Raw genomic sequence first — 15,350 nt, 5'->3', positions numbered from 1 at the left:
CATGTCCACCCGTACCCCGCGCCCGCGAAGCCGTCGCGTCGCGCCCCTCGCCCTCGCGGCGATCGCCGGACTCACCGGCGCCCTGCTCGCCGGCTGCGCCCCCGGCGCCGCCGCACCGCAGACCGCCGCCGCCACCGACGTCAGCACCGAACTGACGAGCGACCCGGTGCAGCTCACGATCGCCGACGAGACCGGATTCCCCGTCACCGACAAGCTGACCGAGGAGTTCACCAAGCAGCACCCGAACGTGACGTTCAACATCACCCGCGACACGTTCCAGAACCTCACGGCCAACGCCCCCAAGCTCCTCGCCAGCGACACCCCGCCCGACCTGATCCGCCTCCCCACCCTCGGCGACACCGTGCGCGACGGTCTCGTGGCCAACCTCGACCCGTACTTCGACGCGTACGGCTGGGACGCCTGGCCCGCGTCGCAGCTCGCGCCGCTGCGCATGAGCGAGGACGGCATCCGCGGATCGGGATCGCTGTACCAGCTCGGCCTCGGCTACAGCATCACCGGCATCTACATGAACGACACCCTCGCCGCGCAGCTGGGCATCACCGCCCCGCCGCAGACGCTGGCCGAGCTCGAGGCCGACATGGCCAAGGCCAAGGCCGCCGGCATCCTGCCGATCATGGCGGGCGACAAGGACGGCGTGGTCAACTTCGTCGTGCAGGCCGCGATGAACCAGTACGTCGACAAGGACCAGTTCCTGTCGTGGATGTTCAACGAGCCGGGCGCGAGCTTCAACGAGCCGGGCAACGTCCAGGGCGCCGAACTCGTGCGCAAGTGGGCGGATGCCGGGTACTTCCCGTCCGACATCAACGCGATCGACTACTTCACCTTCACCAGCCGCTTCTCCGCGGGCGAAGGACTGTTCACCTTCAACGGCAACTGGGAGGCCGCGAACTACCAGAAGGCGCTCGGCGACAACGTGAGCTTCTTCCTGGTGCCGCCGGCGGAGGCCGGGGCGAACCACGTCGCCATGGGTGCGGCCAACTCCTTCTCGGTCGCGGCGAAGTCGAAGCACCTCAACGAGATCGTCTACTTCCTCAACTGGGTGCACACCGACCCGACCGCGCGCCAGATCATCGTCGACGTCACGGGTGCCTCGCCCGGTGGGGACCCGAGCCTCGCGCTCCCGACCGTCCAGCCGGGCTCGCTCATCGAGAACGCGCTGAAGATGTCGGCGCAGATCGGTTCCGAGAACGGTCAGGTCGACTTCATGGCCAACACGACCGCCGGCATCTACGCCGGCTCGATCATCCCCGAGTCGCAGCTGCTGGTGACCAGCCAGATCACCGGGCAGGACTTCGTCGACCGCGTGCAGAAGTTCTACGAGAGCGAGGTCGGGAAGTAATGACCGATCGTGCGGTCGCCGTCGCGGCGGCCCCCCGAGAAGACGCCGCCGGCCCGGCGACGACGACCGCACCCGTTCGCCGGGCCGCTGCACGCGCAGTGGCCCGGCGGGCGACCCTCGCCGGATGGTTGCTCCTCGTCCCCGCCCTCGGCTTCTACATCGGGTTCGTCATCTGGCCCCTGTTCCAAGGGGTGCAGTACTCGTTCTACGACTGGAACGGCATCGGGGTGGCGCGGTGGGTGGGTTTCGGCAACTACCTCACCGTCTTCACCGACTCCGACCTGCTCGGCGCGATCCGCAACGCCTTCGTGCTCATCGCGTTCTTCACGATCATCCCCGTGGGACTCGGCCTTGTCCTCGCGACCCTGATCCGTGGCATCCGGTACAAGGCCTTCGCGGCCACCGCGCAGACGGTACTGTTCCTGCCCCAGATCATCCCGCTGGCCGCCGCCGGTATCGCGTGGTCGTGGATGTACGCGCAGACCGGTGCCGTGAACCAGATCCTCGGCTGGATCGGCCTCGGCTGGATCACCCGTCCGTGGCTCGCCGACTACGGCACCGCCCTGCCGGCGGTCGGACTCATCGGATCGTGGGTGCTCACGGGGCTGTGCACCGTGCTGCTGCTCACCGGGCTCGGCAAGATCGACGTCTCGCTGTACGAGGCCATCCGGCTCGACGGCGCCGGCTGGTGGCGCGAGTTCTTCACCATCACCCTGCCGGGGCTCCGGCAGGAGATCGCGGTGCTCGTGACGGTCACCGTCATCGCCGCCCTGTCGAGCTTCGACATCATCTACACCTCGACGCAGGGCGGACCCGGTCGCGCGACCCTCGTGCCCGGCCTGTCGATCTACCGCATCGGCTTCACCCAGAGCGACGTGGGCCTGGCCTCCGCCTTCGGCATCGTGCTCATGGTGCTGGTGCTCGTCGTCGTCCTCCCCATCCAACGCCTCTCGAGAGCGAGTGACTCGTGATCGCCAGCCGCACCGAGCGCGTGCTCGGAACCGTCCTCCTCGCCGTCGCGGCGATCGTGACGCTGCTGCCCCTGATCAGCATGTTCTCGGCCGCCCTGCAGCCCGCCGACCGCAACCCGACGGGCCTGACCTGGCCGACCGACCCGCAATGGGGCAACTTCGCCACGGCGTTCGAGACCGGACACGTGTGGCAGCTCATGGGCTCGAGCCTGGTGATCGTGCTCGGCGTGGTGCCGGTGAGCCTCGTCGCGGCGACCCTCGCCGGGTTCGCGCTCGGATCGTTGCAGGTCCGGTTCGGCCGCGGGGTGCTCGTGTTCTTCGTGCTCGGCCTCACGATCCCGTTCGAGGCCCTGATCATCCCGCTGTACTACCAGGCGCAGTCGATGGGCACCGTGAACACCCCGTGGGCGGTGATCTTCCCCCTCATCGGTCTCTACATGCCGTTCGGCGTCTTCTGGATGCGCGCGCACTTCATCAACGTCCCGCGCGAGCTCTCCGAGGCCGCGCGGGTGGACGGGGCATCGCTGTGGCGCGAGTTCCGCAGCATCCAACTGCCGCTCGCGGCGCCGGCGCTCTCCGCGCTCGCGATCCTGCTGTTCATCTGGACGTGGAACCAGTTCCTGCTCCCGGTCGTCCTCATCGCCGACCCGCTGCAGCGCACGGTCGCGGGGGCGCTGACCTTCTTCCAGGGCCAGTACTCGCTCAGCATCCCCCTGCTGAACGCGGGTGCCCTCATCATCATCACGCCGGCCGTCCTGCTCTTCCTCGTCTTCCAGCGCCAGTTCATCCGTGCGCTGGTCCAGGGCGCGGTCAAGGGCTGACCGCTCGACCTCTTCTTCGAAACGGACATCATGACGTTCACGCTGCCCGACCACTGGGTCTGGGACTTCTGGCTCGCCCGCGACGGCGACACCCACCACATGCTCTTCCTGCAGGCGCCGACGAGTCTCGGCGACCCCGACCTGCGTCACCGCAACGCCACGGTCGGGCACGCGACCTCGAGCGATCTGCGCTCGTGGACCGTGCACGGCACGGTGCTCGAGCCCGCCGGGGGAGAGGCTCCGGATGCCACGGCCACCTGGACGGGCAGCATCGTGGAGGCCGTGTCCGGCTGGCGGATGTTCTACACGGGCTCGCGGTTCCTCGAGCCGGGGCGGATCACCAACGTCGAGACCGTCCTCGCCGCCACCTCGACCGACCTCGCCGAGTGGGCGAAGGACACCGCCGTCGTGGTGGCCGCCGACCCCCGCTGGTACGAGACGCTCGCGGCCGGCACGTGGCACGAGGAGGCATGGCGCGACCCCTGGGTCTTCGCCGACCCCGACGGCGACGGGTGGCACATGCTCGTCACCGCGCGCGCCGTCGACGGCCCGGGCCGCGACCGCGGTGTGATCGGCCACGCGTGGTCGCCGGACCTCGTGCGGTGGGAGGTGCGCCCGCCGCGCAGCGCCCCGGGTGCGGGGTTCGCGCACCTCGAGGTTCCGCAGGTCGTGCAGGTCGAGGGGCGGTGGGCGCTGGTGTTCTCCTGCGACTCCGCGCACCTCGCCGGGCACCGGGCGGGCGAGCGCGGAGGCATCTGGGCCGTGGCCCTCGACGACCCGCGCGGCCCGTACGACGTCGGCCGGGCGACCCTCGTGGCGCCCGAGAACCTGTACAGCGGGCGTATCGCGGAGGACGCCGACGGCCGTCCGGTGCTGCTGGCCTTCGAGAACGTGGCCGCCGACGGGGCGTTCGTCGGCACCCTCTCCGACCCGCTGCCGGTGCGGTGGGACGGCGACCGCCTCGTGGTGACGGAGGTCGTCCGATGACCGAGGTGCAGGGCTTCGCGGCATCCGGATTCGCCCCCGTCGCCGACGCCTTCCGCGCGGCGTTCGACAGCCACCCCGGCATGGGTGGTGCGCTCTCGGTGCGCGTCGACGGACGCGAGGTCGTGGACCTGTGGGGTGGCGTCGCCGACTCCCGTGACGGTCGCCCGTGGGAGCGGGACACCCCGACGGTGGTGTTCTCGTGCACCAAGGGGCTCATGTCGATCCTTGCGGCACGGCTCGTGGCATCCGGCTCACTCGACTACGACCGCCCGCTGGCGGACCTGTGGCCGGAGTTCGGCGTGCACGGCAAGGATGCGGTGACCGTCGGCGACGCCCTCGCGCACCGTGCGGGTGTCTCCGCCCCCCGCGTCGACGTCAGCCGCGCGCAACTGCTCGACTTCGACGCGGTGTCCGCGCTCATCGCGGCACAGAAGCCCCTGTGGGTCCCCGGGGAGGGCTGGGCCTATCACGCGCTCACGCACGGCTGGATCTCGGGCGAGATTGTGCGGCGCGCGGGCGGCGTCGGGATCTCCGCCGCCTTCGGCGAGATGGCCGCGGCGGTGGGCGGCGGAGCCTGGCTCGGGATGCCGCCCGAGATCGCGGCATCCGTCGCCCATCTCGAGGTGGGGCCGACCCTCGCTGCGGGTGTCGCCGCTCAGGCCGCCGCGCGCGACCCGCACGGCGTCGACTGGCTCGACCGGGCCATGACGCTCGGCGGTGCGCTGCCGCCCACCCTCGTGACCGAGGACGACGGGTTCAACGCCGACGACGTCCGCGCCGCGGTGATCCCGGGGGCCGGTGCGATCAGCACGGCCCGCGCGCTCGCCGCGATGTGGTCGGCCACCGTGGCCGACACCGAGGGGACGCGGCTGCTCGACGACGCAGCGGTCCGGGAGGCGGGGCGGGTCCGGACGCAGGGCGCCCCGGTGTTCGACGCCCCGGCGCCGTGGCCGCGGTGGGGAGCCGGGATGCAGCTGGACTCCGAGGCCCGCCGCTACCTCGGCCCGAGCAGCGTCGGCCACGACGGCGCCGGAGGTCAGGTGGCCTTCGCCGACCTCGACTCCCGCGTCGGCTTCGCGTTCGTGACGAACCGCATGGAGTCCGAGGACCCGCGCGCGACCCGGGTGATCGAGGCGCTGCGGGAGGCGCTGGGCTGAGCCGACGGCCGGTGGCGCTCAGTGTCCCGGACACGCGGATGCCACGCGCCGCCGTCCGCGTGTCCGGGACACTCGAGACCGGGTCTGCGCGCGGAACGTCGCGCTCGCCGCGCGGGCGCGTGCGCGCTCGCTAGATCCGCACCCACGCGTCGCCGCGGCGCTCGATCGCGCCGGCGGCGGCGAAGGCCTCCAGCCAGCCGCCCATCGGCCAGACGCCCCACCGGCGGTGGAACGCGGCGCCGTTGCGGAGGATGTCGTCCAGGTGCCGCCACGGCGGCGACTCGACCGGATGCCATTGGTGGTAGGCATCCGCCCCGCCCGTCCACACCAGCGGGATGCCGAGCGCCCTCGCCGCCCACGCGAGGTCGGTGTCCTCGGCGCCGTAGCCCTCGTACGCGTCGTGGAATCCACCCAGGTGCTCCCATGTCGCCGGCGTGACGGCGAAGGAGAGCGACCAGAACAGGTCGTAGTCGTCCGGCTCGGCGACCCGCGTCTCCCCGGCGGGCGGCGCCGGTCGTGCCCGGTGCGGGCGCGTCACGTGCGGCAGGTCGGCCACGGTGGGGCGCTGCACGCTCGCGAGGTACGTCACGGGCCCCGCGAGCAGCGCGTCGGGGTGCGCCACGGCGGCGTCGGCGTACCGCGCGATGAGGTCGGGTCCCGGCAGGCAGTCCACGTCGAGGAACACGAGCAGTTCCGCGCCCTCCGCGATCGCGGCCGCGGCCGCGGCGTTGCGACCCGCGCCCACGCGGAGTCCGTGCGGCCCGGGCGGCACGTGCAGCGTGCGGACGTCGGCATCCCGGATGCCGTCGGGCACCGCCGCGTCGAGGAAGACCTCCACCCGGGCGATGTCGGGGGCGACCTCGGCGAGCACCGCGCGCTGGCGTTCCAGGTGCGCGCGGCGGGCGGCGGAGGCGACGGTGAGGACGGCGACCCTCACGGCAGCAGCGCCTCGATGGCCTCGGCGGCGCGCTCGGCGGCACCGGACACCTGCCATCGCGACCAGTCGGGGTCGTCGGTCGCGGCGGCCTCGACCAGCGCCGCGATCCCCTCCGCGTCGACGTCCTCGGGGGCGACCCGGGCCAAGCCCCAGCGGTGCAGCGCGCACGCGGTGTGCCGCTGCTCCTCGAAGGGGCGGTCCTGCGCGACGACCACCGCGCGCGCGTCGGCGGCGGCGAGGTCGGCGACGCTGTTCTGTCCGGCGGCGCTCACGACGACCGTGTGAGAGGTCAGCAACGGCCAGGGGTCGTCGATGCGCGACGACGCGTCGTGACCGATCGCGCGCGTGCGCCAGCCCGCGGCCGACAGCCGGGCCTCGGCGTCGCGGCGCACGTCGTCGGCGAGCACGCGGCCGAGGAACAGCACCGACCGCTCGGCATCCTCCTTCTCGGGGAGACGCCCGTCGTACCGGGAGATCCCGCCGGTCCACACCACCCGATCGGTTCGGGTCGCGAGTGCGCCGGCGGGCACGGCGCCGTGCGCCCACGGGGCGAGGATGCGGTCGGCCAGATCGTACGCGAGGGCGTGCGCGGCGTCGGTGCGTTCCCCGGGCTGCGTGACCGCGAGCGTACGCAGACCCAGCAGCCGCGCGAACGCCACGACCTCGGCGCTGACGTCCACGACGATCGCCCGGAGGTCGGCGGCATGCCCGGCGAGGAGGGCGAGGCGCGCACGATGCCCGGGATGGTCGTGCGGTGCCCAGTGCAGGGCGCCGCGGACGGTCGGATCGGCGGCACGCGGGTCGAACACCGTGCCGTCGTCGTACTCGATCGCGTCGGCGTCGTCGGGGAGGACCGTCCATTCGACGCCGTCGTCGAGTCCCGCGGGGCGCGGCAGCGACGAGAACGCACGCACCGTCTCGCGCAGGTGCGGCTGCACGGCGAGGAAGCGGGCGACGTGCCCGTACCCGTGGTGGTGGACGTACCAGCCGATCACCACGACACCGCCGGGACCTGACGTTCCGTCGCCGGCTGCGCGGTGTGCGCGAGCACCCGCTCGACGTCGCGGTACCGGCGGCTCAGGGCGTGCTCGCGCACCGCCGCGCGACGCGTCCACACGCGGGTCAGCGGCTCGCGTCGCCCCTGCAGCGCGAGGTCGCGCGCGGCGTGGGCGAGGGCGGTGACGTCGCCCGCCATGACCGCCGCCGTCCCCGGCATCCCGGCGAGGACCTCGGAGACCCCGCCGATGTCGAACGCCGCGACCGGGGTGCCGGTCGCGAGGGCCTCGGCGATGACCAGACCGAACGGTTCCTCCCACATGGGGGTCACGAGCGCGACGGCCGACGTGCCGACGAGGCGGCACAGGTCGGGCTGGTGCAGGGCGCCCACGTAGCGGGCGTTCCCGCCGAGGCGCGGCGCCACCTCCTGGTGGAAGTAGTCGACGTCGCCGATGCGTCCCGCGACCACGATCTCGGCGTCCACGGCCCGGGCGGCCTCGATGGCGAGGTGCGGTGCCTTCTCGGGGACGATGCGCCCCGACCACACCCATCGCGAACCGCCGGGGCCGCGCGTCCATCGGTCGGTGTCGATGCCGTTGGGGAACACGAACGCGTCGACGCCCTCGGTCGACCACGCGCGCGCCGTGGCCTGACTCACCGCGACGAATCGGTGTGCGCTGCCGCGGGCGTACGCGGCGGCGCGGAGCATCGGTTCGAGCGGCGGCGTGTGCAGGGTCGTCACGACCGGGATGCCGGCATCCCGGCTCCACCGGATCGGGGCGGGGTGGAGGCTGTGGTTGTCGATCACGTCGAAGCGATGCCGCTCGCTCCGGAGACGCTCGAGCAGTGTCGCGTGCGCCGTCGCCGTCGCCTCGGCGTACCCCTCGGGGTACCCGGTGTCGGAGGCGTCCTCCACGCGCGACCACGTCGGCGCGGGCAGAGCGAACTCGGGGGAGTCCTCGAGGAAGTCGGAGCCCTCCGCGGCGCACAGCGTGACCTCGTGGCCGCGGTCCCGCAACCACCGGACCCGGTCCCACACGGTCGCCTCGAGGCCCCCCGCGTGCGGCTGGCGGAGGGGGTAGCGCGACGGCGCCACGACCAGCACCCGCAACGGCTTCGGCGCGCGGGTCATGCCGCGTCCTCCGTCCGCATCGACCGGCGGTAGAGCGCCACATGGGCCCGACGGACCCGCTCGCGTTCGTCCACCCGCTCGATGCGGCGACGCGCGACCTCGGCACCCCGGGCATCGGACCCGGCGATGGACCATCCGGGGGCCGTGGCATCCACGATCGCCCGCTCCAGCGACACCGGATCGCCCACGCGGAACGCGTGGAAGTCGGCGGGATGCTGCGCGGCGACGTGGCCCACACGCGTGCCGACGACGGGGACGGCGAGGTCGTAGCAGAGCTCCGCCCACCCCGAGTGGGTGCCGTGCGAGTAGGGCAGCACGCAGGCGTCGAGGTCGGCGAGCCACCCGGCGAGGGCGTCGTCGTCGAGTCGCGCCGACCTCTCCACCCGCACGCCCTCCGTCCCGTCCGCGAGGGCGTCGATGGATGTCGCGGCCTCGACGTCGCGCACGTTCTCGTTCAGCCGCACCACCGCTTCGACGTCGGTGCCCCGGGCGCGCAGGTCGGCGACCGCGCGGACGAGGGTCGCCGTCGTCCCCACGCCGTCGATGTTGGGGCGGAGGTCGCGCAGGTGCACGCCGACGCGGGTCGCCGCGTGCGCGCGTCCGACGGGGAGGGTCGCACCGTCGACGAGCGTCGGGTGGGGGATGACGTCGGGCGAGCGCCCGTAGTCGCGCTCGACCTCGGCCGCGGTCGGTGCGGTGAGCGTGGTCACCTCGTCGGCTCCCGCGATGAGGACGGCCAGCGCCGCGCGATGCGCGGCCTGGTCGGTCAGCTGCGGGTTCTCCAGGTCGTGGACGGTGTAGACGAGGGGGATCCCCAGGCGACGGACCGCGTCCACCGTCGCCGAGAGCTCCGCGGCCGAGTACGACTCGCTGCCGAAGTGCACGTGGACGACGTCGATCTCGGGGGCGTGCGCGTCGAGCCACTCGGGCAGCAGCACCTGCGGGGGCCACCACTGGCCGGGGGCGGCGCCCGGCGGGGGCGGGTCGGTGCGGACGTCGACGACGCGCTCGTCGGTGACGGCCCGGGTGTACGGGTGCCCGGCGGGCACGGCGGCGACTCGGATCCGGCGAGGGGATGGGGCGTCGATCGGGGGTCCTCCTGGGCTGCGGCGGGGTGACGTGTACCGCATCAGGGGAGAGGTCGCAAGGCAACGGAACCGTTGCCAAGGCGACGGCACCGACGGCGTACGTTCACATCATGCGTGGCAGAGAGAGCGGCTCCGAGAGCCTTGCGGACGAGGATGCGGCGGTGATAGCGCGGCGCGGCCACTACGCCGCGTTCTTCGGAGATGAGCCGGCCCCGGAGGGGTACGGCGTCGTGGTCGGCAACTGCCAGGCCGAGTCGATCCGCCTCGTCGTCTCGAACGACACCCACCCCGGGGTGCGGGTGCCCGCCGTGCACGAGATGGATGCCGCCGACGCGGAACGCCTGCACCGGCTGCTGGCAGGCGCGTCGTTCCTCGTCGTGCAGCCCATTCGCGACGACTATCGCGGGCTGCCGCTCGGCACCGCGCAGGTGCGCGCGGCGCTGCCACCGGGTGCCCGCACCGTGGTGGTCCCCTCGCTCCGCTTCGGCGGCCTGCACCCGTTCCAGGCGGCGATCCGGGTGCCCGGCGTCGACGAGGACCCGCCGCTCGTGGCGTACCACGACGTCCGGGTGCTCGCCGAGGCCGCCGGGCTGCCGGTGGCGCGCGCCCTCTCGCCGGCCGCGGTGCACGCGGTGGCCGAGGACTCCCTCGCGGAGCTGCGTCGCCGCGAGCACCGGGGCGTGGACGTCGTGGCATCCGATCTCTACGCCCCGGTCGTGGCCGACCTCGCCCGTACGGTGAACCACCCCGGCAACGCCGTGTTCCTGCCCCTGGGGGAGCGGATCGTCGCGGCTCTCGGGGCCCCCGGCACCGCGGTCGACCCCGGACGTCCGATCCTCGCCGGGGTGCAGGCGCCGCTCGAACCGTGGGTCGTCGAGGCATGGGACCTGGATGCCGAGCCCCGCCGTGACTGGATCGTCGCGGGCGACCGGCTCGACGCGGACACCGTCGCCGAGGCGCACCGTCGCTGGTACGTCGAGCACCCCGCCTTCGTGAGTGCGGCCGTCGAACGCCTCGCGCCGCTCCTGCACCGGTGGCGCACCGCATGAGCATCCGCCCCGTTCTGCTCGCACCCCCGGGCCCGCACGGCGTCGCCGCGTACGCGAGGGCGTTGGCGGAGGAGGTCCGGGCCCTGGACACGCGGATCCGCGTGACCGACGATCCGGATGCCACCGACCCCGGCACCCCGATGCACGTGCACGTCACGGAGCGCCTGTGGGGGCCTTCGCCCGAGGAGGCGACCGCGCGGCTCACGGCCCTGGCCCGGCGGCATCCGCTCACCGTCACGTTCCACGACGTGCCGCAGGCTTCGGACGGCGGACGCAACCGTCCGCGCCGCCGCGCCTTCTACGCCGCCGTGACGCGCGCCGCCCACGCCGTCGCGGTCAACAGTGCGCACGAGCGCGCGCTGCTCGCCGAGGAGGGCGTGTGGGACGGCGACGTCGAGGTCCTGCCGTTGCCGGTGCCGGCCCTCGCCGCCGGACCGCGCCCGCAGCCCGACGGGACCGTCGGAGTGCTCGGCTACTTCTACCCCGGCAAGGGGCACGACGAGGCGCTCGCCGCCGCCGTCGAGGCGGGGGTCGGGCGGCTCACGATCCTCGGCCGGGCGTCCGACGGGCACGCCGCCGACCTCGACGCGTTCGTCCGCCGCGCCGGCGCCGCGGGCGTCGCCGTGGAGGTGACCGGCTGGCTCGACGATGCCGACATGGCCGCCCGCGCCCGCGCGGTGTCGGTCCCCGTGATCGCCCACCAGCACGTGTCGGCGTCGGCGTCGCTGACGTCGTGGATCGGCTGGGGGCGTCGGCCCCTCGCCGTCCGCAACCGCTACGTCGACGAGATGGCCGCGCTCCGGCCCGGCACCCTGCTCCCCGTCGAGCCGCCCGCGCTCTCGGCGCTCGTGCGCGCGGCGGCGGAGGATCCGGATGCCACCTGGCACGGCATCCATCCCGTCCCCGTCGGTCCCGCCGACGTCGCCCGCGCCTACCTGGCGTGGTGGGCGCGCGTGCCCGCGCCCGGCGGCGGGGCCGCCCCCGCCGCAGAGCTTGAGTGTCCAAGACACGCCGATGCACCCCACCCCGACTCGGCGTGTCCTGGACACTCGACCCGCGAGGAAGCTCCGTGGGTCGTCGGGAACCGCTGGGACCTCGTCGCGGGGCGCGAGCCCGAAGCGCCGCGGGTGAGCGTGATCGTCACGCATTACGACCAGCCCGCGGAGCTCGCCCGCACGCTCGCGGCCCTCGTCCGCCAGGACCACCCGGCCGATCGCCTCGAGATCGTCGTCGCCGACGACGGCTCGCCGGAGGCCCCCGTCGTGCCCGACGGCGTGCGGCTCGTGCGTCAGGAGGATCGCGGCTTCCGGGTGTCCGCCGCCCGCAACCTCGGCGTTGCGGCGAGCACGGGCGACGTCCTGTGCTTCCTGGATGCCGACACGACCCCCGAACCCGGATACGTCCGGGCCCTCACGCGCCTGCCCGCGCTGCTGCCCGAGGCCGTGACGGTGGGACGGCGCCGGCACGCCGATCTGACCGGGCTCGGACCCGACGTGCCGGTCGCCGAGGCCGGACCGGAGCGGGAACTGCCCGAACCCGCGTGGCTGCGCGAGGAGTACGCGCGCACCGAGAACCTGCTGCAGGCCGGCGACCGTGCGTACCGGTTCGTGATCGGGGCGGTGTCGGCCTGCTCGCGGCGGCTCTTCGAGGAGATCGGCGGCTTCGACGAGTCGTTCACGGCCTACGGCGGCGAGGACTGGGAGTGGGCGCACCGGGCCTGGCAGGCCGGCGCCGTCCTGGCCCACGTCCCCGAGGCCGTGGCCTGGCACGACGGGCCGGACTGGTCCGGTCGCGACGTGGATCGCGTCCGCGAGGGCAACCGGCAGACGCTGCGGCTGGCATCCGACATCCCGGTCGCCGGTTCGTCCGGGCGCGGACTGCTCCCCGCGGTGCCCGACCTCGTCGTGCACCTCGCCGGTGAGCATTCCGAGGCCGCGGTGTTCGTGTGCGTGGATGCCGTGCTCGCGGCGTTCCCGCGGGCGACGATGGTTCTCGATGCGCCGCCGTCGGCCGCGGCGTTCGGTGCCGACCCCCGCGTGCGCTCGGGTGCGGTGCCGGATGCGCGGGTGATCTGGCGCCTCGACCGACCGGTGCTCCTCGACGGCGTGGACGCGTTCGCCGAGCGACTCGCCGCCCTCGGCCAGGGGGAGGAGGGGCGGCTCCGGGTGCGCGCCGCAGACGGTACGGCCCTCGGCACCGCCGTCGCGCGCCGTGCTCGCCGTCGCGCCGACCGGTGGGGCCCGGAGGTCGGCTTCTCGACGGGCGAGATCGTGGCATCCGGGATCCACGTCCTCCGCGACGAACCGCATCTCGAAGCCTGGGTCGGCGGGTGGGGCGGCCTCGACCGCTTCGTGTGAGGACGCCGCGCGACTGTCCCGCGCGATAAACGGCATCCACGGCGAGACACGTCGTGTCGTGCCGTGTCTCGCCGCCGATGCCGTTTCTCGGGGAGCAGCGCGCGGCGGCGGGATGCGCGGGGACCCGCGGCGGCCCGACGCCCCCGAGCGCGGGCACCGCGCGGCGCCGCGGCCCTGGGAGAATCGGGGCATGACCGCCACGCTCGTCGCCCAGGGACTCGCCGGAGGCTACGGTCACCGCACGCTCTTCGAGGGAGTCGACCTGACCGTCGCGCCGGGCGACGTGATCGGCGTCGTCGGGGCGAACGGCGCCGGGAAGTCTACGCTTCTGCGGCTGCTCGCCGGCGTCGACGAGCCGCTGTCCGGCACGATCGCCCTGGCCCCCGCCGACGCGTTCGTGGGGTGGCTGCCGCAGGAGCATGAGCGCGTCCCCGGCGAGACCGTGGCGCAGTACATCGCGCGACGCACCGGTTGCGCCGAGGCGACGAGGGAAATGGATGCCACAGCCGCCGCCCTCGGCGACCCCGAAGCCGTGGGCGCCGACGACGCCTACGCCACGGCCCTGGAGCGCTGGCTGGCCAGCGGCGCGGCCGACCTCGACGAGCGGATGCCGGTCGTGCTCGCCGACCTCGGGCTCGCGGTGGGCGCCGACGCACTGATGACCGGGCTGTCCGGCGGGCAGGCGGCGCGCGTGGGACTCGCGGCCCTGCTGCTGTCGCGCTTCGACATCGCGCTGCTCGACGAGCCCACCAACGACCTCGACCTGGATGGGCTCGAGCGGCTGGAGGCTTTCGTGACCGGCCTCCGTGGCGGTGTCGTGTTGGTGAGCCACGACCGGGAGTTCCTCGCCCGGTCGGTCACCCGGGTGCTCGAACTCGATCTCGCGCAGAACTCCCACCGGGTGTTCGGCGGCGGCTACGACGCGTACCTCGAGGAACGGGCGACGCTGCGTCGACAGGCGCGCGAGAAGTACGAGGAGTTCGCCGAGACCAAGGCCGATCTGGTCTCGCGCATGCGGACGCAGCGCGAGTGGTCGAGCCAGGGCGTGCGCAACGCGATGAAGAAGTCGCCCGACAACGACAAGATCCGCCGCAAGGCCTCGATGGAGTCCAGCGAGAAGCAGGCCCAGAAGGTGCGGCAGATGGAGAGTCGCATCGCGCGTCTCGACGAGGTCGAGGAGCCGCGCAAGGAGTGGAAGCTCGAGTTCACGATCGGCGCTGCCCCGCGGTCGAGCTCCGTCGTCTCCACCCTGTCCGGGGCGGTGTTCCGGCAGGGCGACTTCACGCTCGGACCGGTGTCGCTGCAGGTGAACGGGGGCGAGCGCATCGGCATCACCGGGCCGAACGGTGCCGGCAAGACGACGTTGCTGCGTGGCATCCTGGGCCGTCAGGCTCCCGACGAGGGAACCGCGTCGCTCGGGACCAGCGTCGCGATCGGCGAGATCGACCAGGCGCGCTCGCTGCTGGTGGGGGAGCGCCCGCTCGCCGAGACGTTCGAGGGGCTCGTACCCGAGATGACCTCGGCCGATGTCCGGACGCTGCTGGCGAAGTTCGGTCTCAAAGCCGACCACGTCACGCGTCCCGTCGACGGGCTGTCCCCGGGCGAGCGCACGCGCGCCGGGCTCGCGCTGCTGCAGGCGCGGGGGGTGAACGTCCTCGTCCTCGACGAGCCGACGAACCACCTCGACCTGCCCGCGATCGAGCAGCTCGAGCAGGCGCTGGAGTCCTACACCGGCACCCTGCTGCTGGTCACCCACGACCGCCGGATGCTGGATGCCGTCCAGCCCGACCGCCAGTGGCGGGTCGAGGCCGGCCGCGTGACCGAGCTGTAGCGCCGACCGCCCCGTCCGCTACCGCGTCGCGGTGGCCGGCCCGGGTGACCGCGGTGTCACCGCCTCCCCGATAAACGGCATCCGCGGCCAGAAACGCCCCGTCGTCCCGTGTCTCGTCGTGGATGCCGTTTATCGCTGGGGTGGTCGCGGCGCGGCGCGGCGCGGCACGGACGGGCGGGGCGCCACCGCGGGCGCGAGGCGGGACCAGGCTGGGGCGGACCGGTCAGCGCCCCTGGCGCTTCTTGTAGGGCTTCGGCTGGCCCTTGACGATCGGGGCGCGGCCCTTGCCCTTGGATGCCTTGGCCTTCCCGCCCTGAGCCTTCGGCGTCGCGGTCGCCTGCGGGGGCGCATCGGCGATCCGCGCGCGCGCCTCCTCGACGAGCAGAACCCCGGCGGGGGTCAGCGTCGTCGGCGGGGTGCGGGACACCAGCGGTTGCCCGACCTCCTCCTCCAGCTTGTCGACCGTGGTGTACAGCGACGCGAGCGGGATGCCGAGCTTCTCGGCCGCGCGGGGGAAGTGCAGCTCCTCGGCGAGGGCGGCGAACCGGACGAGATGCGCGAGCTTCATGGCATCCATTCTCCCGTGCTGTAGTCCCGCCACTTCACGTGATCTGGCCGAGGTCACACGTCGCGGCGGTCCAGGAGGGGTACGTTCGACCACTTC

At 73.5% G+C, this 15,350-nt stretch carries 13 protein-coding genes; 8 read left to right on the top strand and 5 right to left on the bottom strand.

The features are described 5' to 3' along the window. Position 1: 1 nt before the first annotated feature. From BGO45_RS07500 to BGO45_RS07480, 5 genes are read left to right on the top strand one after another with little or no spacing between them, the layout of a single operon-like run. Positions 2-1,360, top strand: coding sequence for an extracellular solute-binding protein (locus tag BGO45_RS07500; RefSeq protein WP_292692291.1), 1,359 nt, complete (start codon positions 2-4; stop codon positions 1,358-1,360). Beyond that, a complete protein-coding gene (locus tag BGO45_RS07495) occupies positions 1,360-2,331 on the top strand; it encodes a carbohydrate ABC transporter permease (RefSeq protein ID WP_292692289.1) in 972 nt (323 codons plus the stop codon). Before BGO45_RS07500 ends, BGO45_RS07495 begins: the two co-directional genes overlap by 1 nt. Further along, positions 2,328-3,152, top strand: a complete 825-nt coding sequence (locus BGO45_RS07490) for a carbohydrate ABC transporter permease (RefSeq protein WP_292692287.1) — start codon at positions 2,328-2,330, stop codon at positions 3,150-3,152. The genes BGO45_RS07495 and BGO45_RS07490 overlap by 4 nt, the downstream gene beginning before the upstream one ends. 30 nt (positions 3,153-3,182) lie before the next feature. Further along, entirely contained in the window at positions 3,183-4,139 is a 957-nt protein-coding gene (locus BGO45_RS07485; protein WP_292692285.1) for a glycosyl hydrolase family 32, read from the top strand. Further along, a complete protein-coding gene (locus BGO45_RS07480; RefSeq protein ID WP_292692283.1) occupies positions 4,136-5,296 on the top strand; it encodes a serine hydrolase in 1,161 nt (386 codons plus the stop codon). The genes BGO45_RS07485 and BGO45_RS07480 overlap by 4 nt, the downstream gene beginning before the upstream one ends. Positions 5,297-5,426: 130 nt before the next feature. On the opposite strand, the gene BGO45_RS07475 is transcribed toward BGO45_RS07480, so the two are convergent. From BGO45_RS07475 to BGO45_RS07460, 4 genes are read right to left on the bottom strand one after another with little or no spacing between them, the layout of a single operon-like run. After that, positions 5,427-6,233, bottom strand: a complete 807-nt coding sequence (locus BGO45_RS07475; RefSeq protein ID WP_292692281.1) for a glycosyltransferase family 2 protein — start codon at positions 6,231-6,233, stop codon at positions 5,427-5,429. Continuing rightward, a complete protein-coding gene (locus BGO45_RS07470) occupies positions 6,230-7,228 on the bottom strand; it encodes a glycosyltransferase (protein ID WP_292692279.1) in 999 nt (332 codons plus the stop codon). The genes BGO45_RS07475 and BGO45_RS07470 overlap by 4 nt, the downstream gene beginning before the upstream one ends. Next, entirely contained in the window at positions 7,225-8,361 is a 1,137-nt protein-coding gene (locus BGO45_RS07465) for a glycosyltransferase (RefSeq protein WP_292692277.1), read from the bottom strand. Before BGO45_RS07465 ends, BGO45_RS07470 begins: the two co-directional genes overlap by 4 nt. Beyond that, positions 8,358-9,410, bottom strand: coding sequence for a glycosyltransferase (locus BGO45_RS07460; RefSeq protein WP_292692275.1), 1,053 nt, complete (start codon positions 9,408-9,410; stop codon positions 8,358-8,360). Before BGO45_RS07460 ends, BGO45_RS07465 begins: the two co-directional genes overlap by 4 nt. Positions 9,411-9,559: 149 nt before the next feature. Between BGO45_RS07460 and BGO45_RS07455 the strand changes: the two genes are divergently transcribed. The 3 genes from BGO45_RS07455 to BGO45_RS07445 all read left to right on the top strand — a co-directional run bounded on the left by BGO45_RS07455 (position 9,560) and on the right by BGO45_RS07445 (position 14,686). After that, complete coding sequence (locus BGO45_RS07455; RefSeq protein ID WP_292692273.1) at positions 9,560-10,498, top strand: WcbI family polysaccharide biosynthesis putative acetyltransferase; 939 nt, start codon at positions 9,560-9,562, stop codon at positions 10,496-10,498. After that, a complete protein-coding gene (locus BGO45_RS07450; protein ID WP_292692271.1) occupies positions 10,495-12,855 on the top strand; it encodes a glycosyltransferase in 2,361 nt (786 codons plus the stop codon). The genes BGO45_RS07455 and BGO45_RS07450 overlap by 4 nt, the downstream gene beginning before the upstream one ends. 190 nt (positions 12,856-13,045) lie before the next feature. Beyond that, the gene (locus tag BGO45_RS07445; RefSeq protein ID WP_292692269.1) at positions 13,046-14,686 is read left to right on the top strand and encodes an ABC-F family ATP-binding cassette domain-containing protein; all 1,641 of its coding nucleotides are present in this window, start codon (positions 13,046-13,048) and stop codon (positions 14,684-14,686) included. 223 nt (positions 14,687-14,909) lie between these two features. Here BGO45_RS07445 and BGO45_RS07440 read toward each other — a convergent pair whose 3' ends face one another. After that, positions 14,910-15,254: a LysR family transcriptional regulator gene (locus BGO45_RS07440; RefSeq protein WP_292692267.1), complete on the bottom strand. Its 345-nt coding sequence runs from the start codon at positions 15,252-15,254 to the stop codon at positions 14,910-14,912. Positions 15,255-15,350 lie beyond the last annotated feature (96 nt).

Source organism: Microbacterium sp. 71-36 (assembly GCF_001898305.1).
Classification (GTDB): Bacteria; Actinomycetota; Actinomycetes; order Actinomycetales; family Microbacteriaceae; genus Microbacterium.
Note: the sequence above shows the minus strand (reverse complement) of the source record. Positions and strands in the feature narration are given on the sequence as shown.

Bases quoted from the DNA above. Each gene is read 5' to 3' on its own strand.
- BGO45_RS07500 (WP_292692291.1), top strand. From the start codon at position 2: ATGTCCACCCGTACCCCGCGCCCGCGAAGCCGTCGCGTCGCGCCCCTC.
- BGO45_RS07495 (WP_292692289.1), top strand. From the start codon at position 1,360: ATGACCGATCGTGCGGTCGCCGTCGCGGCGGCCCCCCGAGAAGACGCC.
- BGO45_RS07485 (WP_292692285.1), top strand. From the start codon at position 3,183: ATGACGTTCACGCTGCCCGACCACTGGGTCTGGGACTTCTGGCTCGCC.
- BGO45_RS07480 (WP_292692283.1), top strand. From the start codon at position 4,136: ATGACCGAGGTGCAGGGCTTCGCGGCATCCGGATTCGCCCCCGTCGCC.
- BGO45_RS07465 (WP_292692277.1), bottom strand. From the start codon at position 8,361: ATGACCCGCGCGCCGAAGCCGTTGCGGGTGCTGGTCGTGGCGCCGTCG.
- BGO45_RS07455 (WP_292692273.1), top strand. From the start codon at position 9,560: ATGCGTGGCAGAGAGAGCGGCTCCGAGAGCCTTGCGGACGAGGATGCG.
- BGO45_RS07450 (WP_292692271.1), top strand. From the start codon at position 10,495: ATGAGCATCCGCCCCGTTCTGCTCGCACCCCCGGGCCCGCACGGCGTC.
- BGO45_RS07445 (WP_292692269.1), top strand. From the start codon at position 13,046: ATGACCGCCACGCTCGTCGCCCAGGGACTCGCCGGAGGCTACGGTCAC.
- BGO45_RS07440 (WP_292692267.1), bottom strand. From the start codon at position 15,254: ATGAAGCTCGCGCATCTCGTCCGGTTCGCCGCCCTCGCCGAGGAGCTG.